Here is a 23,779-nt window from a genome sequence, read left to right on the forward strand (position 1 = left end):
GTAACAAGAAGGCTAGCGAGGTGCCGCGAGTACGTCCCGGAGTACGTTCGCGAGCGTGACGCGGGCCAGCTCGTGTCTCAGGGTCTCCTCGATGCCCTCGTAGATGCTCTGCATCGCCGGCTGGATGCCGTGACCCACCACGCATCCCTGGTCCGGGGTGGTGCGGTGCATTGCGAACAGCGGGCCGGGTTCCACTGCCTCGTACACGTCGAGCAGGGTCATCGACTCCAGCTCGCGTGCCAGTGACCAGCCCGCGCCCACGCCCCGCCGGGACTCCACGAGCCCGGCCCTGCGCAGCTCGCCGAGCAGCCGTCTGATCACCACGGGGTTGGTGTTCGCGCTGGTCGCGATCTGCTCGGAGGTGGCGACCTCATGGCCCTGGCGCTGGTAGAGACCGATCCAGGCCAGCGCGTGGGCGGCGATGGTCAGCCTGCTGTTGGCGCTCATGGACTCCTCCTCTCGGTCGCAACGCTTCATGTTACGCGTAGTCGTAACAGTGAAGGTTGCAACAGGGTGTCGTAACAATTAGCGTTACGACTGCCGCGAAGGGTCAATCAACGAGGTGAGAAGAATGAGCAAGCCACTCATGGGCAAGGTCGCCCTGGTCACCGGGGGGTCGCGCGGACTGGGAGCCGCGACCGTACGGCTGCTGGCCGAGCAGGGCGCCGACGTCGCCTTGACCTACGTCAGCTCCGAGAAGCAGGCGCAGGCCGTCGTCGACGAGGTGCACGGCAAGGGAGCCAAGGCCGTCGCCCTCCAGTCCGACCAGGCGGACACGAGCCGGGCGCGGGCGCTGATCGACGACGTGGTCGCGCACTTCGGCGGCCTGGACATCCTCGTCAACAACGCGGCGATCTCGGTGGAGCAGGGCCGCACGGTGGACGACCCGGACGCCGACACCGCCGCACTGGACCGGATGCACGCCACCAACTACCTCGGCGTGATCGCCGTCATCCGGGCCGCCTCCCGAGTGCTGCGCACGGGCGGCCGCATCATCACGGTGAGTTCCGGACTGGGCTCCCGGGTCGGCGCCCCCGGCCTTGCCGACTACTCGGCGACCAAGTCCGGGATCGAGAGGTACACCATGGGCGTCGCACGCGACCTCGGGCCGCGGAACATCACGGCCAACGTCGTGGAGGCCGGACTGATGGAGGGCGGCATGCAACCGCCGGACCCCGAGACGCTCAAGGCCCTGGTCGGCTCGCTGTCCCTGCAACGCATGGGGCACCCCGACGAAATCGCCGCGGCGATCGCCTTCCTGGCGAGCCCCGCCGCGTCGTACGTCACGGGCGCGGTGCTGGACGCCCACGGCGGCTACAACGCCTGAACCCGAACCCCTGCCGCGCCCCGAAGGACATCGCGCCTTCGGGGCGCGCACCACCGACGACCCGCGACAACGCGTACGACTCGAAGGCTGTGCGCGGTGAGCTGCGGAAACAAATTCTCGAAGAAATCCGGCGAGCGTGTCGATCCGCCCCGTCCCCGTTCGACGCACAGGGTGAGAGGCGGGAACAGCCCCGCCCGACTACCGAGGGAGTCACCATGCCCCGCTACCTGTCGCTCGTGAAGATCGACGAGAAGACCGCGCCCGCCGAGGGACCCAGCCCCGAGCTGATGCAGCGGATGGGGGAGCTGATCGAGGAGATCACCAAGGCCGGGGTGATGCTCGACACCGCCGGGCTCACGCCGTCCGCGCAGGGGACCCGGGTGCACTGGGAGGGCGGGAACATCTCCGTCACCGATGGGCCCTTCACCGAGTCCAAGGAGGTCGTCGGCGGCTACGCGATCATGCAGTGCAAGGACATGGCCGAGGCGCTGGAGTGGACGAAGCGGTTCCTGAAGGTGCACGAGGAGTTCTGGACGGTGACCTGCGAGGTGCGGGAGATCGCGGAGGGCTGACACCTCCTTGGCCTGATCCTTGGCCTGAGGCCACGCCGGGTGTTGCATGGGGGGTTGTGGAACCACAGCCCACCGCCTCCCGTGCCACCCCGTCCCCGGCCACCGTCGCCATCGAAACCGTCTTCCGTATCGAGTCCCCCCGCGTCATCGCCGCAGTCGCCCGCATCGTCCGTGACATCGGTATCGCCGAGGAACTCGCCCAGGACGCCCTGGTCGCCGCCCTGGAGCAGTGGCCGCGTGACGGTGTCCCCGACAACCCGGGCGCCTGGCTCATGGCCACCGCCAGGCACCGCGCCGTCGACCTGGTCCGGCGCCGGGAGAACTACGCCCGCAAGCTGGCCGAGATCGGCCGCACCCTGGAGACGACGGCCCCGCCGGAGGAGCCGGCCGACCCGGACGACATCGACGACGACCTGCTCCGCCTCGTCTTCACGACCTGCCACCCGATCCTCTCCGCCGAGGCCCGCATCGCCCTCACACTCCGTCTCCTCGGCGGTCTGACCACGGCCGAGATCGCCCGCGCGTTCCTCGCCCCCGAGCCGACGATCGCCCAGCGCATCGTCCGCGCCAAACGCACCCTCGCGACGAAGAACGTCGCCTTCGAAGTGCCGTACGGCCCCGAGCGCGAGGCCCGCCTCGGCTCCGTACTCGACGTCATCTACCTCATCTTCAACGAGGGTTACGCCGCCACGGCCGGCGACGACTGGCTGCGCCCCGCCCTGTGCGAGGACGCGTTGCGGCTGGCCCGGCAGCTGGCCGGGCTTATGCCGAAGGAACCCGAAGTGCACGCGCTGGCCTCGCTGTTGGAGTTCCAGGCGTCCCGCACGGCCGCCCGCACCGGCCCGTCCGGCGAACCCGTCCTCCTGCGCGACCAGAACCGCCGCCGCTGGAACCGCATGCTCATCGCCCGCGGCATCACCGCTCTGCACCACGCCGAGGCCACTGCGACCGGCGCCCCCGGCCCGTACGCCCTCCAGGCTGCGATCGCGGCCTGCCACGCGCACGCGTACACCTACGAGGAGACGGACTGGCCGAGCATCGCGACCCTCTACGGCCTGCTCGCCGCCCGCGCCCCGTCCCCGGTCGTCGAACTCAACCGCGCGGTCGCCGTGTCGATGGTCGACGGCCCGGTCGCGGCCCTGGAGCTCGTCGACGCCCTGGCCGCCGAACCGGCCCTGCGTGACTACCACTTGCTTCCCAGCGTGCGCGGGGATCTGCTGGTCCGGCTTGGGCGTACGGCGGAGGCGCGGGCGGAGTTCGAGCGGGCGGCGGGGCTGACGGGGAACGAGAGGGAGCGGGAGATGTTGCGGAGACGGGCGGCCGACTGACGTACCGCACAAGGGGTTTCAGACGCGACGCCCACTGTCAGAATCACAGGAGTCGTACAGACGGGCAGGGGGGTCTGTGTCTCTGGCGAGTGAGTCCTTGGCGCTGGACAGCGCATCCGTCGTCACCGCGCTGAGCGGACTGCTGGTCGCTCTGATCGCGGCGGCGGTGGCGTTGTGGCAGGTGCACCGGGTGCAGAACCTGGAGCGGGAGAAGATCCACCTCGAACTGGCCTCCCAGATGCGCCTGAAAGAGCAGGAGTGGGACCACGAACGCCAACTGACGGAGCGGGAGCGCCGCCGCGCCGAACGGGAGGCGGAGCAGGAGCGGGAGCGGGCCGCTGAGCGGGTGGCAGCCCGTCGCTCCACTCTGGACGCCGGGGCGGCGGCCTACTGCGGGCGTCTGGTGCAGGAGTTGTCGACCCTGCGCATCCTCGACATGTCCCGGCCGCTGCGGCTGGAGCGGCTGTACGTCCAGGTGGGCGTCCAGGAGCAGCAGCCGCTGCGGTTCATCTCCGCCGACGAACTCGACAGGCGGGCCCGCCGTGCGGAGACGGAGCGGTTCGCCCGGCGTATGAACGAGGCGGGACGGGCTGTCGGCGGCCGCCCCTCCTCGCCGGAGGACCCGGAGCAGCGCCGCCGTACAGAGGAGGAGCGGGCGGAGGCCGCGGCCGCCGCCGACGCCCAGACGTCCGCCGTTCACACCTACGCACCCGTCGACGCCCTCCAGCGCTACCGGCGGATCGTGGTCGTCGGCGACCCCGGCGCAGGCAAGACGACCATGCTCCGGCACCTGGCCCTCCGCATGGCCACCCAGTCCGAGCATGAGACCCTGCCCGAACTCCCGGCGTACGTCGAGCTGTTCCGGTTCATCGAGAGCGGTCACGAGTCGTTGCTCGACCACCTCGCCGAGCACTGGGCCGACCAGTACGGCTTCGAGGACGCCCGCGACTACATCGTGGGCAAACTCGCCGACGGCAGCGCCGCGTTGCTGCTGGACGGCCTGGACGAGGTACTGGGCGGGGAGAGCGCCCGGGAGGCCGAGAGCGCGTACCGCCGGGTCACCACCGAACTGGCCCGACTGGCAACGCGGTTCCCCCGCGCGACGATCGCCGCGACCTGCCGCCGGCAGGGCTGGCGGGGCGGGCTGCCGCAGTTCCAGGTGCTGGAGGCGCTGGACTTCGAGTGGCCGCAGATCGAGACGTTCGTCGCCAACTGGTTCGGCCCCGGCGACAGCCGCCGGGCGGGTCTCGTCCGCGCCCTCTCGGCGAACGGCCGTCTGCAGACCCTGGCCGCCAACCCGCTGTTGCTCAGCCTGATCGCGATCGTCTACGAACGAGACCTCGAACTCCCCGAGCGCCGGGCGGCGTTGTACCAGCGGTGCGTCGAGGTCCTGCTCCGCGAATGGGACGCGCACCGCAAGATCACGCGTTACAGCCGTTTCACCACCGACCGCAAACAGGACCTCCTGAAGGAGATCGCTCGCCACTACCACCGGCGCGGCTTGCGCTACTTCCCCGAGGACGACCTCCTCGACCAGATTGGCCGTTTCCTGCCCACCATCGATCTCGCTCCTGAGGACAGCCGCGCCATCCTCGACGAGATCGCCGCCCAGTACGGCCTGCTCAAACCGCAGGCGCACGGCTGGTACGGCTTCCTGCACCTCACCCTCCAGGAGCACTTCACCGCCGCAGCCCTCCTGGAGCGGGGCGCGGAGGGGACCCGGCAGGCGGTGAACGCGCGGTACGACCCGTGGTGGGAGGAGGTGATCCTGCTGCTCGCGGGGGCGCTGCCGGATGCGACGCCGCTGTTGGAAGGCGTGCTGCAACTCGGCCCGAACCGCCCCTCCGATCTGCTGGATCTGCCCGACGACGACCTCTTCCACACGGACCTGCTGCTCGCGGCGCGTTGTCTGACGGGGAGCCCGCGCGTGGCCGACGTCGCGCTGCGGCGGCAGATCGGGGCCGCGGTGTGGGACCTGCTGGACCGGTCCCCGTACCCGGACGAGAAGCGGCGGACCGCCGAGGCGCTGGTGGGCGTACTGCGCTCCGACGAACAACTGGACGAGGTCGTCGCCTACATCTGTGACCACCGGCGTGCCGAGGAGGCGAGGCTGGCCCTGGTCAACGCCCTTGCCGCGCACGGCGGTCGGCGGGTGGGGGAGCGGTTGCTGGGCGCCTTCGCCCTGGGCCGCGCCGGGCTGCGGGGCGCGCTGATCACCGCGCTGGGTGCGCTGCGGGTGGAGGCGGCGGTGCCGGTGCTGCGTGCCGAACTGGAGCGGGAGCTGGAGCCGGTGGCCGCCGGCGTCGGTGACGACTGGGGGCAGGGCGAACGCGTCGCCCTGGTCGTCCGGGCGCTCGGCGCTGCGGGGGCGCCCGCCGAGGTCGCCCTGCGGGCGCTGGAGACGTGCGCGGACCTTCCGGGCCGTCAGGTCGAGGCGGCGGTCCGTGACGCGCTCAAGGACGTACGGGAACCCGGCCTGGCCGAACGGCTGTTGGACCACCTCAACTGGGCCTCCTCCAAGGCCGTCGCCGGGGCCTATTTGGACGCGGCCGGTGACGCCGGGGTGCCAGTCCTGCTCGACCTGGCCCGCGCCCAGCAGGCTTCCCTCGGGCCGATCACCGCGGTCCGGGACCACCTCGCCGAGGGCCACGGCCACGCCCACCGCGAGGGCCTGCTCGCCCTCGCCCACGACGACACGGTGAGCGGCCTGACCCGCAGCATGGCGCTCGAATGCCTGGACCACAGCCCCGGCAATCCCGGTGAACTCAACGCGCTCCTCACGCACTTCGACGCGCGGGTACGGGTGTCCGCCGCCGCGACCCTGGTCGCGTGGGGAGCGCCGGTGGGCCTCGACGTGATCCGCCTGGCGGTCCTGCGCGGCGAGGTGGAGCCGGGGGAGCGGTGGGCCGGCATCGAGTCCGGGATCACCGGCCGCGTCACCGCCGCGCTGACACCGTACGGCGTCGAGGACATCGTGGCGGAGCTGCGCGTGCGGGCCTGGCGGCGGGACAACGAGGGGCCGGCCGCCGCCTGGCTGTACGTCTTCTCCCCCGAGGACGAGGTGGACCGCTGTCTGAACCGGTGGGGCAGGGGCGAGCATCTGGATCCCGGTCAGGTACCCGACCGCGTCCCGCCCTCCCGGGTCCACACGGTCTTCCAGTACTTCCAGCAGACCCCGAGCACCGGCTACGGCGGCCTCCGCAGGGATTACGAGAAACTCCTGACGGCCACCGCCGTCGCGGCCGAGGGCGCCGAAGCGGTCGCCTGGCTGATCCGCTTCCTCCCCGGCGGCGACCTCGCCGGCGCCCACTTCCCGTTGGCCCACCACCACGCTTATGAAGTCAGCCGTCGCGCCCAGGTCAGAGTCCTGCGCGACGGCACCCTGCAACCGCTCTCCCGCACACGGGACGCCCCACCAGCATCACCGGCGCCCCCGCCACCCGAGTGAGGAAGACGGTGGCCGATCCGGCCCCCCTAAGCCTTGACCTTCTTCCGAAGCTCGTCGGACTCAACGGCGGACCCCCGCTTCTTGACGGTGAGAGTCCCGACCCCACGCTCCCGCAGCAGCGCCTTCGGCTTCTTGACATTGAACGGCAGTTGATCGGTGATCTCGTACGGCGAGGCGAACGGCGTCTTGAGGAGCTGGTCGGAGGTTACGTAGGCGATGCGCTCGTCGATGTGCCCCTTTTCTCCAGGAGTTTTGCGACATCGGCGACCAAGTGGGCCCGGATGACGCCCCCGTCGGGCTCGTACAGATGCCGCCCGAGAGCCGTACGCCCGGCTCCTGCCCTGGAGATCGTCGACGCCCTCGCCGCCGAACCGGCCTTCCGCGACTACCACTTGCTGCCCAGCGTGCGCGGCGATCTGCTGGCCCGCCTGGGCCGTACGGCTCAGGCCCGCGGGGAGTTTGTACGGGCGGCCGAGCTGGCCCGTAACGAGCGGGAGCGGGAGGTCTTGCTGGCCAGGGCGGAGGAGTGAGGCGCACAAGGCGGATGGGGTCGGCTGTTCATCAGATAACCGGAGGGTGCCCCGTCCTTCAGGGCGGGGAGGAATCCGGCTTCCCGCGTAGCGGGGCGGGGGAAGGAGAGTCGCCGTCAGGGCGATTCCTCGTCCACTCCGGCGGCGCGGAGGCCGACCTCCAACATGTAGACCAGCTCAGAGTTGAGGGACCGCCGCTCGGACTTGGCATGGGCGGCAAGCCGGTTACGGAGTTCTTCGGGGAGTCGCAAAGTCATGCGTACCTCGTTATCCATGGTGCTATTATGACACCGTGAAGACACTAAAGGAAACGGGAGAGGCCGGGCACGCCCGGTGGACCTTCCGCATCCGCGTGTCGTCCACCGCCCTTGCCGATCTACTCGCGGAATGGGACCGGTGCCGGTGGGTCTGGAACGAGTGCCGCACGAAGTCCAGGCAGACCCACCTGTGGAACAAGGACCGGCCCGAGGGTACGGACAGACGGACCTGCGGCCCGGCTCAGCTCGACAAGATGCTGACCCAGGCCCGGAAGACCACGCCTTGGCTCCGCGAAGGCAGCAGCGTTCCTCAGCAGCAGATCATCCGCGACTTCGGAAAGTCCAAGGCCAAGGCGCAGAAGGACATTCGGGAGCGTCTGCCGATGCGGCAGCGTGCCGGGATGCCGAAGTACAAGAAGAAGCGGGAAGCGCTCCCGAGCCTGAACTACAACCGGAACGGGTTCCGCCTCAAGGACGGCCGTCTGCACCTGGCGGGCGGAATCGCCTTGACGGTGGTGTGGTCGCGCGACCTGCCCGCCGATCCGTCCAGCGTGCGTGTCTATCAGGACAGCGTCGGACATTGGTACTGCTCGTTCGTCGTGCCCGCCGAGACCCAGCCGCTCCCCGAAACGGGCGCGGTGATCGGTATCGACTGGGGTGTGAAGGAGACCGCGACCACCACATCCGACACACATGACCTGCCACACGCCGAGCACGGCAGGAAAGCCAAGACCAAGCTGACTCGGTACGACCGGATGATGGCCCGGCGCAAGCCGAAGATGGGGCAGGCCGCTTCGAAGGGCTACCGAGAAGCGAAGAAGCTGCGGTCAAAGGCATGCAAGAAGGTGGCCCGGCAGCGGCAGGACACCGGCCGCAAATGGGCCAAGTCCGTGGTCCGCGACCACGACGCCATCGCTGTGGAGGACTTCCGGCCGAAGTTCCTGGCCAAGTCCACCATGGCCAGGAAGGCCGCCGACTCGGCGATCGGTGCCACCAAGCAGGCCTTGATCGAGATGGGCCGCAAGCACGGCAGGATCGTGCGCCTGGTACACCCCGCGCACACCACGATGGACTGTGCGCAGTGCGGAGCGAGAACCAAGCACGCACTACCTCTCTCAGAACGAACGTATGCCTGCACCGCGTGCGGAGCCGTATCCCCCAGGGACAAGAACTCCGCACGCGTCATGCTGGTCCGGGCAGGTCTCAACCCGGCTGGTACCGATGGCGGAAGGCCTCCTGGAGCGCTGCTCCAGGAGGTGGCCTGAGCCAGGAATCCCCTCTTTTCAGGGAGGGGAGGATTCAATCGTAACTCTGTTCTCATCGCCGCTCGTTGGGCACTACAGTTACCCAGCCGCTGTGGTGCGGCTGTGAAGTCGACGGGGGGACACGCGTCGACCCGGCTCGGCCCGCGCGCGGCATTTCTGACGACTTCCGATGGACGACTTCCGATCCTGGGGGGATCGCATCTTGAGACAGATCACGCGCCGCCGTGCCGCGGCGCTCGCGACCGCCGCGGTGTTCGCCGCTGTGGGGACCCTGACCACCGCGTCCGGTGCCGTCGCCGATGACGCCGGGCCCTGGCCGGGGACCGAGGGGAAGATTCTCACCGATGGGCCGCTGCTGATCGACCCGGCCACCGGCAAGGCGACCCAAGTGCCCAATCAGGGTGGGAGTTACGCCGCTTGGGCGCCGGACGGCAGTCGGCTCATCACCAGTGCCGGGCAGATCTCCAGCATCCGGCCCGCCGGGTCCTCGAAGATCACTCTGCCCTGGGCGGAGGGGATGCGGGCCAGTGCCACCTACGAGGACCTGGCCTTCTGGTGGGGCGGGCGGTATGTCGTCTTCTCCAGCGATGGTCAGCTCGCCTACGGGCCCTCGGACGGCGCGTACGCAGCCCGCCCGCTGCTGACTACTGCCCTGGAGCCGGCCAGCGTCTGCGACAACGATCCGACCGTGAGTCCCGCGGGTCTGGTCGCGTTCGAGCGTCGTATCAACTACGGCTGCTACGACAACGCCGGTGTCTACGTCTACGACCCGTCCGCGAAGACCGTCAAGCGTGTCCTCACCGACGCCTCGCAGCCCGCCTACTCGCCGGACGGCACCAAGCTGGCGTTCGTCCGCGACGACACCGACGGCAACTCCCAGATCTTCACGGCGAACGCCGACGGCACCGACGTCAAGCAGATCACCACCGGGCCCCGCCAGCACGCCAACCCGTCCTGGTCGCCCACCGGCACCCGGATCGTCCTCGACGCCCACACCTCGCCGAACAGCGACGACGTACACACCATCGAGTACGTCGACCTGGGCACCGGCGAGCTCACCAAGGTCGCGGACACCGAGGGCAGCAACTTCGGCACCAACCCCAGCTGGCAGCCGCTGCGCAAGAACAGCACCGGCCGGGTCTGGGGCAGCAACGCCTACAACACCACCCTCGCGTCCTCCCGTTGGACCTGGAACAAGCTCGGCGAGAGCGTGCCGGGCCTGATGAACGCCAAGTCGGCCGTGCTGCTCAACCAGGACAGCACCGCGTACTCGCTGACCGCGCCCGCACTGGCCGGCAAGAAGCAGGGGCCGGTGCTGACGACGCCGAAGAGCGGGCTGTCCTCGGCGGTCAAGACCGAGCTCAAGCGGACGCTGAAGGCGGGCGCGAGTGTCTATCTCGTCGGCGGCACATCCATCCTCGGCACGAATGTCGCCGCGCAGCTCAGGACGCTCGGCTATGTCCCGAAGCGGCTGTCCGGCGCCGACCGTTACGAGACCTCGGTCAAGGTGGCCAAGTCCGTCACCACTGCCCCGAAGTACGTGTTCCTGGCCAGCGGCACCGACTACAAGGCGGCCCTCCCGGCGGCCGCCGCGGCCGGTGCCGACGGCGCGAGCAGTGCGGGCAGCCTGATCCTCACCAACGGCAAGAAGCTGACGGCGTCGGTGAAGTCGTACCTCAACAGCCTCAACCCCGACAAGACTATGGTCATCCCGGTCGGGGCCGACGCCAAGTACGCGGTGACGCACACGAGTTTCTCGAAGTGGCCGTCGACGTACTACTACTACCCGATCACCGCGAGCACCGACGCGGGCCTGTCCGTGGCCGTCGCCAAGTTCTGGTGGACCGGCCCGAATTCGGTCGGCCTGGCCTACGCCGGCTCTTGGCGTGACGGCCTGTCGGCGGGTGCGGCGATGAATGTCTTCGGGCCCGTCCTGTGGACCTCACGCCCCACTCTGTCGAGCGAGGTCAAGAGCTACCTGCTGCGCCAGTCGGCCGCCACGCAGTCCACGATCGCGTTCGGCCCCACCGCCTCGGTCACCGCGGGAGCCCTCAACACGGCGGGCGGCTCGATCAGCGCGAGCGGCAGCCAGTTCGTGTACCGCCCCTACTACAACGGCACGGTGCCCACGACCACGAGCACCCAGCTGAGCCCCTACAGCGTGCTGCGCACCAACGACGGCCAGCCCGCCACGGTGGCCAGGTCCGGCCCGGTCGGCGCCGACCCGCACCTGGACTCCGTCAAGACGGTCCAGCACCAGTAGGCGGCATCGCGGGGGCGCCGACGAGCATGGTCGGCGCCCCCGCGACCCGCGTCAGGAACACGGTGGCCGAGTTGGGCCCCTGAGGCTTGACCTTCTTCCTCAGCTCCTCCGGCTCGACGGCCGACCCCCGCTTCTTCACGGTCAGGATCCCGACGCCCCGCTCCCGCAGCAGCGCCTTCAACTTCTTGACGTTGAAGGGCAGTTGGTCGGTGATCTCATAGGCGGAGGCATACGCCGTAGGAACCAGCCGGTCCGCCGTCACATACGCGATGGTCTCGTCGACGAGCCCGCCACCGACCTCCTCCGCGACCTCGGCGACCAGATGGGCCCGGATGACGGCGCCGTCGGGTTCGTACAAGTACCGTCCCAGAGGCCGGACTTCGGGATTGGGAAGCCCGCGCGAGAGCAGACTGCGCGGCCCCGGCAGCAGCGTCGCCCGTACCACTCCCGGCCCGGTTCCGAACCACAGCACCGCCTCCTTCACATCCCCGCCGTCCGAGATCCACTCGGCCTCGGCGTCGGCGGGAACGGCCTCGTGCGGAATCCCAGGCGCGACCTTCAGCGCGGCGCGCGGAGCCTTCGCGGCGGCCTGCACGGCCCAGGACAGGGGCGGAGAGTAGGCCTCGGGATCGAAGATCCGCCCCCGCCCGCCCCGCCGGCCCGGGTCGACGAACACGGCGTCGTACGGGGATGTGTCGACGTCGGTGACATCCGCTTCCCGTACCTCCACCAGATCCGAGATCCCCAGCGCGTCGAAGTTGGCGCGAGCGACGGCCACGGTCAGTGGATCCCGGTCGACCGCGAGCACCCGGATCCCGGCCCGGGCGAGCGCGATGGCGTCGCCCCCGATCCCGCAGCACAGGTCGGCGACGGAGGTCACGCCCAGTTCCCGCATCCGCCCCGCCCGATAGGCGGCCACGCTCGCCCGGGTCGACTGCTCGACCCCGTTCGGCGTGAAGAACATCCGCTCCGCGTCCCCGGCCCCGAACTTCACCGCCGCCCGCTGCCGCAGCCGGGCCTGCCCGATCGCCGCCGACACGAGCTCGGCGGGGTGTTCGCGGCGCAGCCGGGTGGCGACGGCGAGCTCGTCGGCGGGGCCGGTGCCACGCACCTCGTCGAGGAGGGCGCGGCCCTCGGGGGTGAGGAGGGCGGAGAACGGGAGGGAGACGTGGTCGTTCACCGCCTCATTGTGGGCCAGTCGGAGGACGGTCCGCCTCCGGCGGCGGTGTCGGCCGGAGTCCGGCGCGGTGTCCTGCGAGGATCCGGCCCCATGGGAGTAGTAGGACAAAATTACAAAAACGGTGCGAATGGACGGGTTTCCAGGGCCCGCACCCGCATCGCCCTAGCAGCCCTCACGACGGCAGCGATCGCCTCGGGCTGTGCACAGGGGCAGGGGCAGGGGCAGGGGCAGGCCGGCCGCGCCACCGACGTACGCCCGGCCCCCGGCCAGCAGCCCCTCCAGGCGCTCCCGGCCCGCGCCCTGGACGCGTACGCCTCGAAACTGCACGCCGCGTACACCGCCAGGCTCGCCGCCACCAAACGCTGGCGCCTGGCGAAGGTCCCCCTGACACCCCCGGCGCCCCCCTCGAAGAAGCCGAGGATCACGACCCGCAAGGGCTTCGAGGTGGACGGCCACGAGGAACAGGGACTCCCGCCCGTCTTCACGACGATCCCCACCAAGCAGAAGATCGTCTTCCTCACGATCGACGACGGCGCCGAGAAGGACCCGGCGTTCCTGCGGATGATGAGCGACCTGAAGATCCCGTACACGGCCTTCCTCAGCGACTACCTGGTGAAGGAGAACTACGGCTACTTCAAGCAGATGCAGGACAGGGGCGTGGGCCTGAACAACCACACCCTCCACCACCCCTACCTGCCTGGCCTGTCCTACGACCGTCAGAAGCGCGAGATCTGCGGCATGCAGGACGTGATCGAGAAGCGCTACGGCAAACGCCCGACCCTCTTCCGCCCGCCCTTCGGCAACTACGACGAGGACACCCTGCGCGCCGCCAAGGCCTGCGGCATCAAGTACGCGCCCATCTGGAACGAAGAGGTCTTCGTCGACCACTGGGACTACCGCGAGTGGGACCGGGACATCCACCCCGGCGACATCGTCCTCAGCCACTTCCGCGGCAAGGACGACTGGAGGGGCACGATGCCGGACATGATCCGCCGCTTCATGAACAAGATCACGGACAAGGGGTACGCGGTGGCCCGACTGGAGGACTACCTGTGAGCCTGCGGGGGCCGGCCGCATCCGTCCTCGCGGCGGCACTCGCGGGGACCGTACTGCTGACCGGCTGCGCCCAGTCCGTCGATCCGATCGAACGGCTGGGCAAGAAGGCGGCCCAGCGGGTACGGACGCACAGCCCGGCGGGGGAGCGGCCGTACCGAGAGTGGGGCCTGAGAGCCCCGCTGCCCCGGCCTCCGCGGCCACCGGCGGACCCCCCGGCCCTGACGGCCGGCCCAGGCCTGCCCCCGGTCGTGGACCGCGTCCCCACCTCCGACAAGGTCGTCTTCCTCACCTACGACGACGGGGCCGAGAAGGACCCACGGTTCGTCGACATGGTCCGTGAACTACGGCTCCCCGTCGGCATGTTCCTCACGGACAGCGTCGTCGGCCCGGGCTACGGCCACTTCGCCCGCCTCCAGTCGGTAGGCGCGAGCGTCCAGAACCACACCCTCGACCACCCCTCCCTGCGCGGCCTGCCCTACGCCGGCCAGCGCGCCGAGATCTGCGGCCAACAGGACAAACTCAAGTCCCGCTTCGGAATCCGCCCCCACCTCCTCCGCCCGCCCTACGGCACCTACGACACGACGACGCGGAGAGCGGCGGCCGAATGCGGAGTCTCGGCGCTCGTCCTGTGGACCTCCACGGACACCGAGTCCAAGTCCTTGCACGCGGGCGACATCATCCTCGTAGGGCCAGACGAGGCGACGGACCTGCCGCTGTGGAAACGGACGGTGCGGGTGCTGCGGAGGGTCCAGGAGGCGGGCCTGACGGTGGGAAAGCTGGAGGACTACCTGTAGGTGATTTCAGCCCGTCCGTCGTTTGAGGACGAGGCCCTTCGGGCCGAAGGGGGGTCTGGGGGGCGCAGCCCCCAGGGGTCGGTCACCTGAACCCACGGCACCCAGAACCCGGCGCCGCGCCGCAGGCAATTGGCACTCCGCTTGACCGAGTGCTAATCGCAGTCATAGTCTCGGCTCTGGCACTCCCCACTGGAGAGTGCCAACAGCGACGGGCAGGTCCGGCACCCGCGACGACGGATCCACCTGGTCGCCACCTCAGACAGTTAACCCCGTGAGATCTCCGAAGGGGGAGGTCGGATCGTGACGACCACCAGCTCCAAGGTTGCCATCAAGCCGCTCGAGGACCGCATTGTGGTCCAGCCGCTCGACGCCGAGCAGACCACGGCCTCTGGCCTGGTCATCCCGGACACCGCCAAGGAGAAGCCCCAGGAGGGCGTCGTCCTGGCCGTGGGCCCGGGCCGCTTCGAGGACGGTAACCGTCTTCCGCTCGACGTCGCCGTCGGCGACATCGTGCTCTACAGCAAGTACGGCGGCACCGAGGTGAAGTACAACGGCGAGGAGTACCTCGTCCTCTCGGCTCGCGACGTGCTCGCGATCATCGAGAAGTAATTCACCAAGTTTCGCAGTGAGCTGCGCCCCTGGCCCCCGCTACCTCCAAGAAGCCGGGCGCTGGGGGCGCGGTTCGTTTTCACCCAAAGTTTCCGAGAGGGCTGAATCGCTCCCATGGCGAAGATCCTGAAGTTCGACGAGGACGCCCGTCGCGCCCTTGAGCGCGGCGTCAACAAGCTTGCCGACACGGTGAAGGTGACGATCGGCCCCAAGGGCCGCAACGTCGTCATCGACAAGAAGTTCGGCGCCCCCACCATCACCAACGACGGTGTCACGATCGCCCGCGAGGTCGAGATCGACGACCCGTACGAGAACCTCGGTGCCCAGCTGGTGAAGGAGGTGGCGACCAAGACCAACGACATCGCGGGTGACGGTACGACCACCGCCACCGTGCTGGCCCAGGCGCTCGTCCGCGAGGGCCTGCGCAACGTCGCCGCGGGTGCCTCGCCGGCCTCCCTGAAGAAGGGCATCGACGCCGCCGTCGCCGCGATCTCCGAGGAGCTCCTCGCGACCGCGCGCCCGATCGACGACAAGGCCGACATCGCGGCCGTCGCCGGTCTGTCCGCCCAGGACACGCAGGTCGGCGAGCTCATCGCCGAGGCGATGGACAAGGTCGGCAAGGACGGTGTCATCACCGTCGAGGAGTCCAACACCTTCGGTCTTGAGCTGGACTTCACCGAGGGCATGGCCTTCGACAAGGGCTACCTGTCGCCGTACTTCGTGACGGACCAGGAGCGCATGGAGGCCGTCCTCGACGAGCCGTACATCCTCATCAACCAGGGCAAGGTCTCCTCCATCCAGGACCTGCTGCCGCTGCTGGAGAAGGTCATCCAGGGCGGTGCCTCCAAGCCGCTGCTGATCATCGCCGAGGACGTCGAGGGCGAGGCCCTGTCGACCCTGGTCGTGAACAAGATCCGCGGCACCTTCAACGCGGTCGCCGTCAAGGCCCCCGGCTTCGGTGACCGTCGCAAGGCGATGCTGCAGGACCTCGCGGTCCTCACCGGCGCCACGGTCGTCTCCGAGGAGGTCGGCCTCAAGCTCGACCAGGTCGGTCTGGACGTGCTCGGCTCCGCCCGCCGCGTCACCATCACCAAGGACGACACGACGGTCGTCGACGGCGCCGGCAACCACGAGGACGTCGTGGGCCGCGTCGGCCAGATCAAGGCCGAGATCGAGAACACGGACTCCGACTGGGACCGCGAGAAGCTCCAGGAGCGCCTCGCGAAGCTGGCCGGCGGCGTGTGCGTGATCAAGGTCGGCGCCGCCACCGAGGTGGAGCTGAAGGAGAAGAAGCACCGTCTGGAGGACGCCATCTCCGCGACCCGCGCCGCGGTCGAGGAGGGCATCGTCTCCGGTGGTGGCTCCGCTCTGGTGCACGCCGCCAAGGTCCTGGAGGGCAACCTCGACAAGACCGGCGACGAGGCCACCGGTGTCGCGGTCGTGCGCCGCGCGGTCGTCGAGCCGCTGCGCTGGATCGCCGAGAACGCCGGCCTCGAGGGCTACGTCATCACGGCCAAGGTCGCCGAGCTCGACAAGGGCCAGGGCTTCAACGCCGCGACCGGTGAGTACGGCGACCTGGTCAAGGCCGGCGTCATCGACCCGGTCAAGGTCACCCGCTCCGCCCTGGAGAACGCCGCGTCCATCGCCTCCCTGCTCCTGACGACCGAGACCCTGGTCGTCGAGAAGCCGGCGGAGGAGGAGGCCGAGGCGGGCCACGGCCACGGTCACGGCCACGCCCACTGAGGCACCGGCACACCGAGCCTGACGGAAGCCCCCGTTCCTTTCGAGGAACGGGGGCTTTCTCCCGTGCGGTCGCGCAGTGGTCGTACCCGGAACTACTGCTCCAGCGCGTCCAGCGCCCCGAGTTGGGCCATCAGCCCCAGCCGGTCGTACTGCCACCAGCCCTCGGCGATCTTCCCGTCGGAGGTGCACCGGTGAATGGTGCACCCGGACATGGAGACCGTCTTTCCGCTGGCCGGAATCCCCACGAAGTCGCCCTTCTGGGTCCCGGTCCAGGTCCACCGGGTGCATACGCGGTCACCCTGGGCGATCTGGTCCTCGACCCTGAACGTCATGGTGAACGCGCTCCGCCACTCCCCGCACGCACGCCGGAACGCGTCCAGGCCGATGACGTCCGGATCGTTGGAGGGATCGTGGTCGTGGTAGTCCTCGACGAGCAGATCGTTCAGCGGCGGCAGTTCACCCTGGGTCGTGATGGTCTCCAGGAACCGCCGCGCGGTGGCCGCGTACAACTGCTCGTCCCGTACGACGTCCAGATCGGTGAACGTCGGCATCTCGTCGCAGAGCGCGACCATCTCCCGGAAGATCTTGTCGGTCTCCGGAAGGTTCGAGTTCCGCATCGCCTCTTCGTACGACGAGAACTCCACGATCTCGATGAAGTGCGACGAGTCCGACCGGTCCTTGCCGATCACACTGTGCGTCGCGGTCCGCTTCCCCTTGGTCTGGTCGACCCACGTGTCCATCAGCCGGTTCATCTCGTCGAACCGGCTGGTCTTGCAGTCGATGAGCTGTACGAACGTCATGACGCCGCCTCCCGATCCTCCTGGGTTCGGTGGATATGTCCATCTTCCCACCGGTACGACGGCGTCACCCCTCTACTGCGGCCCGTACTTGCGCCCCGTCTTCGACGTGATCCCGCCCAGCAGCGAGCGCGGAGCCACCTTCACCAGTCCCATCAGGGCCTTGTAACGCGGATCCGGGATCGACAGCGACTTTCCGCGCGCGAGATCCGTCAGCGCCGCCGCGACCAGCTTGTCGGCGTCCAGCCACATCCAGTTCGGGATGTTGTCCGTGCCCATCCCGGCCCGCTGGTGGAACTCCGTGCGCACGAACCCGGGGCACAGCGCCATCAGCCGCACCCCGCTCCCGGCCAGATCCCGCGCCGCACCCTGCGTGAACTGCACGACCCACGCCTTCGACGCCCCGTACGTCCCCCGCGGCACGAAGGCCGCCACCGACGCGACGTTGACGACCCCGCCCCGGCCCCGCTCCCGCATCCCCTCGGTCGCCGCCGACGTCAGCCGCAGCACCGCCTCGCAGTGCACCTTGAGCATCTTCAGTTCGTCGTCCATGGATACGTCGAGATAGCGGCCTTTGTTGCCGAAGCCGGCGTTGTTGACCAGCAGGTCGACCGGGTTCCTGCGGTCGCCGAGCCGGGCGGCCACCGCCTCGATGCCGTCGTCCGTCGCCAGGTCGGCCGTCAGCACCTCGGCCTCGATGCCGTGCCGGTCGTGCAGTTCGGTCGCCTGGTCCTGAAGCCGCTTGGTGTCCCGGGCCACCAGCACCAGGTTGTGCCCGTCGGCGGCCAGCCGCCGCGCGAACGCGGCACCGATACCAGCGGTCGATCCCGTAATAAGAGCCGTTGTCATGGCGCAAGCGTAGTTACCCGGACTGTGCACATCCGATCTCTGCACAGCCCCTCCCGATCGGTGACGATCAGGTGTCGAACAGGGTCGAGCAGGTCGGTGACGCCCCGGTGACGCCCCGTCAGGCCTCGTGCTTCTCGCCGTACTTCTCGACGTACTTCCGCGCCTCGTCCAGTGACTCCGGATGCAGTGCCTCGCCCGCCGCGAGCAGGCGCGGCAGCAGTTTCCGCTCGGTCGTGGACGCGCGGAACTGCAGGGCGACGGTCACGTCGTGGTCCGGCCGGTGCACGATCTCGACCGGATCGTCCGCGCGGATCTCCCCGGGCTCGATCACCCGCAGATACGCCCCCGGCGCACCCCGCTCCGTGAATCGCCGCACCCACCTCTTCTCACCCATATGGGCCTGGAAGGTGGCGCACGGAATGCGACCGCAGGTGACCTCAAGGACCAGGTCGGCCCCGATCCGCCAGCGCTCGCCGATCAGCGCGTTTCCCTGCGGGGCTGTCGCGGCTTGCGTAACCTGGCTGGGCCATGGTGTGAGCCTTAAGGCACGAACCGGCTTGCCGGGGACCACGGTTGGGGCGTTGAGTTCCATGGCGTCACCACGCTGTTCGGCGTGGTGTGGGCCCGCGCCGTCATGCCCGTACTGGGGTGCTCCCGGTAGATGCGGCCCGTACGTCGCAGCCAGCGATGGGCAGGAGCTGCGATCTCGGCGTGCCGTACTCGGTCTCGACCGGGTGTGTACGGCCGAGAAGGCGGCAGACAGAAGCTTCATGAGCTTCCGGGGAGGCCCGCTAGGCGCACGGGGTCAAAGCCTGGCCCGTGAAATGCCGGGCCTCCCCAAGTCGCCCTTATGCTCGAAGGATGATCGAGGCCCGTCATCTCCGCGTCCTGCGTGCCGTCGCCGCCACCGGTTCCTTCTCGGCGGCCGGGCGCGAGCTCGGCTGCACCCAGCCCGCCGTCAGTCAGCAGATGAAGGCGCTGGAGTCGTCGGTCGGCACCCCACTGCTGATCCGCAGTGGCCGTGAGATGCGTCTGACGCAGGCGGGCGAGGCCCTGGTGCGGCACGCCAACGGGATCCTCGCCGGGCTCACCGCCGCCGAGGAGGAGGTCGCCGCGATCGCGGGCCTGCGCGCGGGCCGGGTCCGGCTGGTCTCCTTCCCCAGCGGCAGTTCGACGCTGGTCCCCACGGCCCTGGCCGCCCTGCGCGCGGCGCACCCCGGCACCCGGGTCTCCCTGGAGGAGGCCGAGCCGCCGGCCTCCGTCGAACTGCTCCGCGAGGGCGACTGCGACGTGGCACTCGCCTTCCGGTACGCGGGCGCGCCGGACGCCGAGGAGTGGGACGACCTGGTGGTACGTCCGCTGCTCAGCGACCGGCTCGTCGCCCTGCTGCCCGAACGGCACCGGCACGCGCGTGCCGAGTCGGTCGCCCTCGGCGAACTCGCCGCCGAGCCCTGGATCGCGGGCTGCCCGCGCTGTCGCGGCCAGCTCGTCCAGGCCTGTGAGAGCGCCGGCTTCACCCCGCGCATCGACTTCGCGACCGACGACTACCCGGCGGTCGTCGGCCTGGTGGGCGCGGGCCTGGGCGTGGCCGTACTGCCCCAGCTCGCCATCGAGTCCGTACGGCCCAGGGGCGCACGCGTGGTGACGCTGGAACCGGCGGTCCGGCGCGAGATCGTCGCGCTCACGCTGCCCGATCTGGCCCAGGTGCCGGCGGTGGCGGCGACGCTGGACCAGCTGGCGCGGGCGGCGGGCAGGCCGTAGGGCCCGCTGTTAGGTCATGCTGTTGCGCAGAAACGTTCCTTCAATCATTCAGTCCCTCGACGAGCCGTCTACACCGCCGGCTGATGCCGTCACCAGCCGGTGGCGTGCCCGTCCCATGAGCTCTTCGCGCTCGTCCTCGGTCAGCCCGCCCCAGACGCCGTACGGCTCGCGGACCGCCAGCGCGTGTGCCGCGCACTGGGCGCGGACCGGGCACCTCATGCAGACCTCCTTGGCCGAGTTCTCGCGAGCGCTCCGAGCCGCCCCGCGCTCACCCTCCGGATGAAAGAAGAGCGAGCTGTCGACCCCGCGGCAGGCGGCCAGAAGCTGCCAGTCCCACAGGTCCGCGTTCGGTCCGGGAAGGCGGGAGAAATCTGCCATTACGTGACCCCTTGTAGCCGTGCTGGGCGGATACGGTGGCAACGACCGTACATCTACTATCTAAGGAGATGAAAATATGACTCATTGCGAATCTAGCCTCAGACGCCAATAGAAGGGAAGAAATGGGTCTAAATGGGGCATCGGTTGTGATGAAACGTTGAGGGTCTGCCGTCATGTCTGCACCGTGTCCGCGCCCTCACGTAGAGTGCCGAAGATGGCACACGGCCCCGTAACTCTTTCGAGTGACCGTCGTTGAGAGTGCGAGGCGGTTGGAAGTACCAAGCGCTCGGGCAGGCGTCCGAGACGGTCGACCGCACAGGTGACGATTTCGTACCAGCCTGGAGGCTCAAGGTGACGCGCATCAGCTGCGGAGGACGGCCATGACATCCGTCCTCGTCTGCGACGACTCCCCGCTTGCCCGAGAGGCGCTCCGCCGCGCGGTCGCGACCGTGCCCGGTGTCGAGCGCGTGACGACGGCGGCCAACGGCGAGGAAGTCCTCCGCCGCTGGGGTGCCGACCGTTCGGACCTCATTCTGATGGACGTACGCATGCCCGGACTGGGCGGCGTCGAGACCGTCCGGCGGCTGCTGTCCGCCGACCCCGGTGCGCGCATCATCATGCTCACCGTCGCCGAGGACCTGGACGGAGTGGCCCTCGCGGTCGCCGCCGGAGCCCGCGGCTATCTGCACAAGGACGCCTCGCGTGCCGAACTGCGCGCGACCGTCACCCAGGCCCTCGCCGACCCGACCTGGCGGCTCGCCCCGCGCAGACTGCGCTCGGCCGAGATGGGCGCCGCGCCCACGCTCACCGCGCGTGAGATCCAGGTCCTGGAGGGCATGAGCCACGGCCGCTCCAACGCGGAGATCGGCCGTGAGCTGTTCCTCTCCGAGGACACCGTCAAGACGCACGCCCGACGGCTGTTCAAGAAACTCGGCGCCTCGGACCGGGCGCACGCGGTGGCGCTCGGATTCCGCTGGGGCCTGGTCCGTTAGGCCATTCGGTGTGTCCTAGCGGGGGCTTTGGAACATCCGGGAATCCCCGCCTACCGCACGGTGGGCGGGGGTGGCAAACGGGCCCGCCGGGTGCCCGCTGCTCGTTTCGGCGCGGATGCCGCATCCTTGAGATGTGGAGTCTCTCGGGGACGAGTCGGTCGAGCGGAAGGGGAGGGCGCAGGGGATGAGTTCCAGCGCACCTGCTCATAACGCTTCGGTGCACAACCACGGACGCGGTGCCACGGACCAGACGGCCGCAAGGCACCATGGACCGATGCGCGATGACGAGGCTGCCCGTGCCCATGGGGCGTTTGGAGCGCTCGTTCATCTCGCGGTCGACGGGGACGAGCAGGCCACGCACGACCTGCTCGCCCATGTTCACCCCTTGGCGCTGCGCTACTGCCGCACCCGTCTGTCCCGGCTCCCGGGCGACGCACGGCACTTCGTCGAGGACCTGGCCCAGGAGGTCTGTGTCGCCGTCCTCCTCGCGCTGCCGCGCTACAAGGACACCGGCCGCCCCTTCGAGGCGTTCGTGTTCGCCATCGCCGCCCACAAGGTCGCCGACCTCCAGCGTGCGGCGATGCGCCACCCAGGCTCGACGGCGGTCCCCTCCGACGAGATGCCCGAGCGGCCCGACGACTCCCTCGGCCCCGAGGAGCGCGCGCTGCTGAGCAGCGATGCCGAATGGGCGAAGAAACTCATGGCCAACCTCCCCGAGAACCAGCGCGAACTGCTGCTGCTGCGCATCGCGGTGGGCCTCACCGCCGAGGAGACCGGCCAGATGTTGGGAATGTCACCCGGCGCGGTCCGGGTCGCCCAGCACCGGGCACTCAGCCGCCTGCGGGCGCTCGCCGAGCAGTAGGGCCCTGGGCCGCGGCGCCCTCGTTGAACAAGCGGCCGACCGGTCACGTACGAACATACGAAGCCCGGAGCCAGCCGTAACCGTGGAATTTGGGACCCCTGCTTCCCGTTAGCATGGACATCCGCACCGATCAAGGCCATTTGGGGAAGGTGTCATGACTGCCAACGTCGACGGAGTGCCCGCCAAATTCGCGACACTCGGGCTGACCTACGACGACGTGCTGCTGCTGCCGGGCGCCTCCGACGTGCTCCCGAACGCGGTCGACACCTCGTCCCGCATCTCTCGCAACGTCCGGGTCAACATCCCGCTGCTCTCTGCGGCCATGGACAAGGTGACCGAGTCCCGCATGGCGATCGCGATGGCCCGCCAGGGCGGCGTCGGCGTGCTGCACCGCAACCTGTCCGTCGAGGACCAGGTCAACCAGGTCGACCTCGTGAAGCGCTCCGAGTCCGGCATGGTCACCGACCCGATCACCGTGCACCCGGACGCCACGCTCGCCGAGGCCGACGCCCTGTGCGCCAAGTTCCGCATCAGCGGTGTCCCGGTGACGGACGGCAACGGCAAGCTGCTCGGCATCGTCACCAACCGCGACATGGCCTTCGAGACCGACCGCTCCCGTCAGGTGCGCGAGGTCATGACCCCGATGCCGCTCGTCACCGGCAAGGTCGGCATCTCCGGCGCCGACGCCATGCAGCTGCTGCGCCGGCACAAGATCGAGAAGCTGCCCCTGGTCGACGAGGCGGGCATCCTCAAGGGCCTCATCACGGTCAAGGACTTCGTCAAGGCCGAGCAGTACCCCAACGCCGCCAAGGACTCCGAGGGCCGGCTGATCGTCGGCGCCGCCGTGGGCGCCAGCCCCGAGGCGCTGGAGCGCGCCCAGGGGCTCGCCGAGGCCGGTGTGGACTTCCTGGTCGTCGACACCTCGCACGGCCACAACAGCAACGCCCTCGACTGGATGGCGAAGATCAAGTCGAGCGTGGGCGTCGATGTGATCGGCGGCAATGTCGCCACGCGCGACGGCGCCCAGGCCCTGATCGACGCCGGTGTCGACGGCATCAAGGTCGGCGTGGGCCCCGGCTCGATCTGTACGACCCGCGTGGTGGCCGGCATCGGCGTCCCGCAGGTCACCGCCATCTACGAGGCCTCCCTCGCCGCCCGCGCGGCCGGCGTCCCGCTGATCGGCGACGGCGGTCTGCAGTACTCCGGCGACATCGGCAAGGCGCTGGCCGCCGGCGCCGACACGGTGATGCTGGGCAGCCTTCTCGCGGGCTGTGAGGAGTCCCCGGGCGAGCTGCAGTTCATCAACGGCAAGCAGTTCAAGTCCTACCGCGGCATGGGCTCGCTCGGCGCCATGCAGTCGCGCGGCCAGGGACGGTCGTACTCGAAGGACCGCTACTTCCAGGCCGAGGTCGCCGCCGACGACAAGCTCGTGCCCGAGGGCATCGAGGGCCAGGTGCCCTACCGGGGCCCGCTGGCCAACGTGCTGCACCAGCTCGTCGGCGGTCTGCGCCAGACCATGGGCTATGTGGGCGCGGCCACCATCGCTGAGATGGAGTCCAAGGGGCGCTTCGTGCGGATCACCTCCGCGGGCCTCAAGGAGAGCCACCCGCACGACATCCAGATGACCGTCGAGGCGCCGAACTACAGCCGCAACAAGTAGTCGGCGGGCACTCGCCAGGCTTCCCGAGGGCGGCCCCGGAGCATCCGGGGCCGCCCTTGTCGTACCCGTCGGGGATACTGGGAGGCGCAGAAGCGAAGAGGGAAAGGC

At 69.5% G+C, this 23,779-nt stretch carries 20 protein-coding genes and 3 pseudogenes; 15 read left to right on the forward strand and 8 right to left on the reverse strand.

All coding sequences use genetic code 11. The features are described 5' to 3' along the window. Positions 1–12 precede the first annotated feature (12 nt). Positions 13–447, reverse strand: a complete 435-nt coding sequence (locus AC5DRG_RS32300) for an Rrf2 family transcriptional regulator (protein ID WP_033325690.1) — start codon at positions 445–447, stop codon at positions 13–15. A 124-nt stretch (positions 448–571) separates the two neighbouring features. Between AC5DRG_RS32300 and AC5DRG_RS32305 the strand changes: the two genes are divergently transcribed. The 4 genes from AC5DRG_RS32305 (at position 572) to AC5DRG_RS32320 (ending at position 6,675) form a co-directional block, all read left to right on the forward strand. Beyond that, entirely contained in the window at positions 572–1,327 is a 756-nt protein-coding gene (locus AC5DRG_RS32305) for an SDR family NAD(P)-dependent oxidoreductase (RefSeq protein ID WP_491802999.1), read from the forward strand. A gap of 215 nt (positions 1,328–1,542) precedes the next feature. Further along, complete coding sequence (locus AC5DRG_RS32310) at positions 1,543–1,899, forward strand: YciI family protein (protein WP_491803000.1); 357 nt, start codon at positions 1,543–1,545, stop codon at positions 1,897–1,899. Between the two features lie 56 nt (positions 1,900–1,955). After that, positions 1,956–3,227 (forward strand): RNA polymerase sigma factor, encoded by a 1,272-nt coding sequence (locus tag AC5DRG_RS32315; RefSeq protein WP_491803001.1) that lies wholly within the window; start codon positions 1,956–1,958, stop codon positions 3,225–3,227. A gap of 76 nt (positions 3,228–3,303) precedes the next feature. Continuing rightward, positions 3,304–6,675, forward strand: coding sequence for an NACHT domain-containing protein (locus tag AC5DRG_RS32320; RefSeq protein ID WP_491803002.1), 3,372 nt, complete (start codon positions 3,304–3,306; stop codon positions 6,673–6,675). On the opposite strand, the pseudogene AC5DRG_RS32325 reads toward AC5DRG_RS32320, so the two are convergent. Then, a pseudogene (locus AC5DRG_RS32325) lies at positions 6,587–6,994 on the reverse strand (THUMP-like domain-containing protein); the annotation flags it as partial. The gene AC5DRG_RS32320 and the pseudogene AC5DRG_RS32325 sit on opposite strands and share 89 nt — an antisense overlap. A 10-nt stretch (positions 6,995–7,004) precedes the next feature. Between AC5DRG_RS32325 and AC5DRG_RS32330 the strand changes: the two are divergent. After that, positions 7,005–7,205, forward strand: a pseudogene (locus AC5DRG_RS32330) (RNA polymerase subunit sigma-24); the annotation flags it as partial. 116 nt (positions 7,206–7,321) lie between these two features. Here the strand turns inward: AC5DRG_RS32330 and AC5DRG_RS32335 are convergent. Then, entirely contained in the window at positions 7,322–7,480 is a 159-nt protein-coding gene (locus AC5DRG_RS32335; protein ID WP_491803003.1) for an Arc family DNA-binding protein, read from the reverse strand. Positions 7,481–7,497: 17 nt separating this feature from the next. Between AC5DRG_RS32335 and AC5DRG_RS32340 the strand changes: the two genes are divergently transcribed. Beyond that, positions 7,498–8,727, forward strand: a complete 1,230-nt coding sequence (locus AC5DRG_RS32340) for an RNA-guided endonuclease InsQ/TnpB family protein (protein ID WP_491803004.1) — start codon at positions 7,498–7,500, stop codon at positions 8,725–8,727. Between the two features lie 202 nt (positions 8,728–8,929). Continuing rightward, positions 8,930–10,990 (forward strand): cell wall-binding repeat-containing protein, encoded by a 2,061-nt coding sequence (locus AC5DRG_RS32345; protein WP_491803005.1) that lies wholly within the window; start codon positions 8,930–8,932, stop codon positions 10,988–10,990. Here the strand turns inward: AC5DRG_RS32345 and AC5DRG_RS32350 are convergent. Next, positions 10,968–12,170 carry a THUMP-like domain-containing protein gene (locus tag AC5DRG_RS32350; RefSeq protein ID WP_491803006.1) on the reverse strand — a complete coding sequence of 401 codons (1,203 nt, stop codon included), beginning with the start codon at positions 12,168–12,170 and terminating at the stop codon, positions 10,968–10,970. The genes AC5DRG_RS32345 and AC5DRG_RS32350 overlap by 23 nt on opposite strands. 90 nt (positions 12,171–12,260) lie before the next feature. Here AC5DRG_RS32350 and AC5DRG_RS32355 point away from each other — a divergent pair, with 90 nt between their 5' ends. The 4 genes from AC5DRG_RS32355 (at position 12,261) to groL (ending at position 16,372) form a co-directional block, all read left to right on the forward strand. Then, positions 12,261–13,226, forward strand: a complete 966-nt coding sequence (locus tag AC5DRG_RS32355) for a polysaccharide deacetylase family protein (RefSeq protein WP_491803007.1) — start codon at positions 12,261–12,263, stop codon at positions 13,224–13,226. Beyond that, entirely contained in the window at positions 13,223–14,020 is a 798-nt protein-coding gene (locus tag AC5DRG_RS32360) for a polysaccharide deacetylase family protein (protein ID WP_491803008.1), read from the forward strand. The genes AC5DRG_RS32355 and AC5DRG_RS32360 overlap by 4 nt, the downstream gene beginning before the upstream one ends. Before the next feature lie 300 nt (positions 14,021–14,320). Next, complete coding sequence (gene groES, locus AC5DRG_RS32365) at positions 14,321–14,629, forward strand: co-chaperone GroES (protein ID WP_171145943.1); 309 nt, start codon at positions 14,321–14,323, stop codon at positions 14,627–14,629. Positions 14,630–14,743: 114 nt separating this feature from the next. After that, positions 14,744–16,372, forward strand: coding sequence for a chaperonin GroEL (groL, locus tag AC5DRG_RS32370; RefSeq protein WP_491803009.1), 1,629 nt, complete (start codon positions 14,744–14,746; stop codon positions 16,370–16,372). Between the two features lie 92 nt (positions 16,373–16,464). Here the strand turns inward: groL and AC5DRG_RS32375 are convergent, their stop codons facing one another. The 3 genes and pseudogenes from AC5DRG_RS32375 to AC5DRG_RS32385 form a co-directional block, all read right to left on the reverse strand. Continuing rightward, positions 16,465–17,172, reverse strand: coding sequence for an ester cyclase (locus AC5DRG_RS32375; protein WP_491803010.1), 708 nt, complete (start codon positions 17,170–17,172; stop codon positions 16,465–16,467). Positions 17,173–17,244: 72 nt separating this feature from the next. Next, on the reverse strand, positions 17,245–18,018 hold the full coding sequence (locus AC5DRG_RS32380) for an SDR family NAD(P)-dependent oxidoreductase (RefSeq protein WP_491803011.1): 774 nt from the start codon (positions 18,016–18,018) through the stop codon (positions 17,245–17,247). Between the two features lie 118 nt (positions 18,019–18,136). Further along, positions 18,137–18,502 (reverse strand): annotated as a pseudogene (locus AC5DRG_RS32385) (MOSC domain-containing protein); the annotation flags it as partial. A 377-nt stretch (positions 18,503–18,879) separates the two neighbouring features. On the opposite strand from AC5DRG_RS32385, the gene AC5DRG_RS32390 reads away from it, so the two are divergent. Then, positions 18,880–19,779: a LysR family transcriptional regulator gene (locus AC5DRG_RS32390; protein WP_491803012.1), complete on the forward strand. Its 900-nt coding sequence runs from the start codon at positions 18,880–18,882 to the stop codon at positions 19,777–19,779. A 48-nt stretch (positions 19,780–19,827) separates the two neighbouring features. Here the strand turns inward: AC5DRG_RS32390 and AC5DRG_RS32395 are convergent, their stop codons facing one another. Continuing rightward, positions 19,828–20,157, reverse strand: a complete 330-nt coding sequence (locus AC5DRG_RS32395) for a WhiB family transcriptional regulator (RefSeq protein ID WP_491803013.1) — start codon at positions 20,155–20,157, stop codon at positions 19,828–19,830. Positions 20,158–20,537: 380 nt separating this feature from the next. Between AC5DRG_RS32395 and AC5DRG_RS32400 the strand changes: the two genes are divergently transcribed. The 3 genes from AC5DRG_RS32400 (at position 20,538) to guaB (ending at position 23,671) form a co-directional block, all read left to right on the forward strand. Continuing rightward, entirely contained in the window at positions 20,538–21,149 is a 612-nt protein-coding gene (locus tag AC5DRG_RS32400; protein ID WP_003948568.1) for a response regulator transcription factor, read from the forward strand. Between the two features lie 274 nt (positions 21,150–21,423). After that, positions 21,424–22,011, forward strand: a complete 588-nt coding sequence (locus AC5DRG_RS32405) for a sigma-70 family RNA polymerase sigma factor (RefSeq protein ID WP_491803014.1) — start codon at positions 21,424–21,426, stop codon at positions 22,009–22,011. Positions 22,012–22,165: 154 nt separating this feature from the next. Further along, the gene (gene guaB / locus AC5DRG_RS32410) at positions 22,166–23,671 is read left to right on the forward strand and encodes an IMP dehydrogenase (protein ID WP_491803015.1); all 1,506 of its coding nucleotides are present in this window, start codon (positions 22,166–22,168) and stop codon (positions 23,669–23,671) included. Positions 23,672–23,779 lie beyond the last annotated feature (108 nt).

The sequence above is a fragment of the Streptomyces sp. JLBG701 genome, from assembly GCF_058544905.1.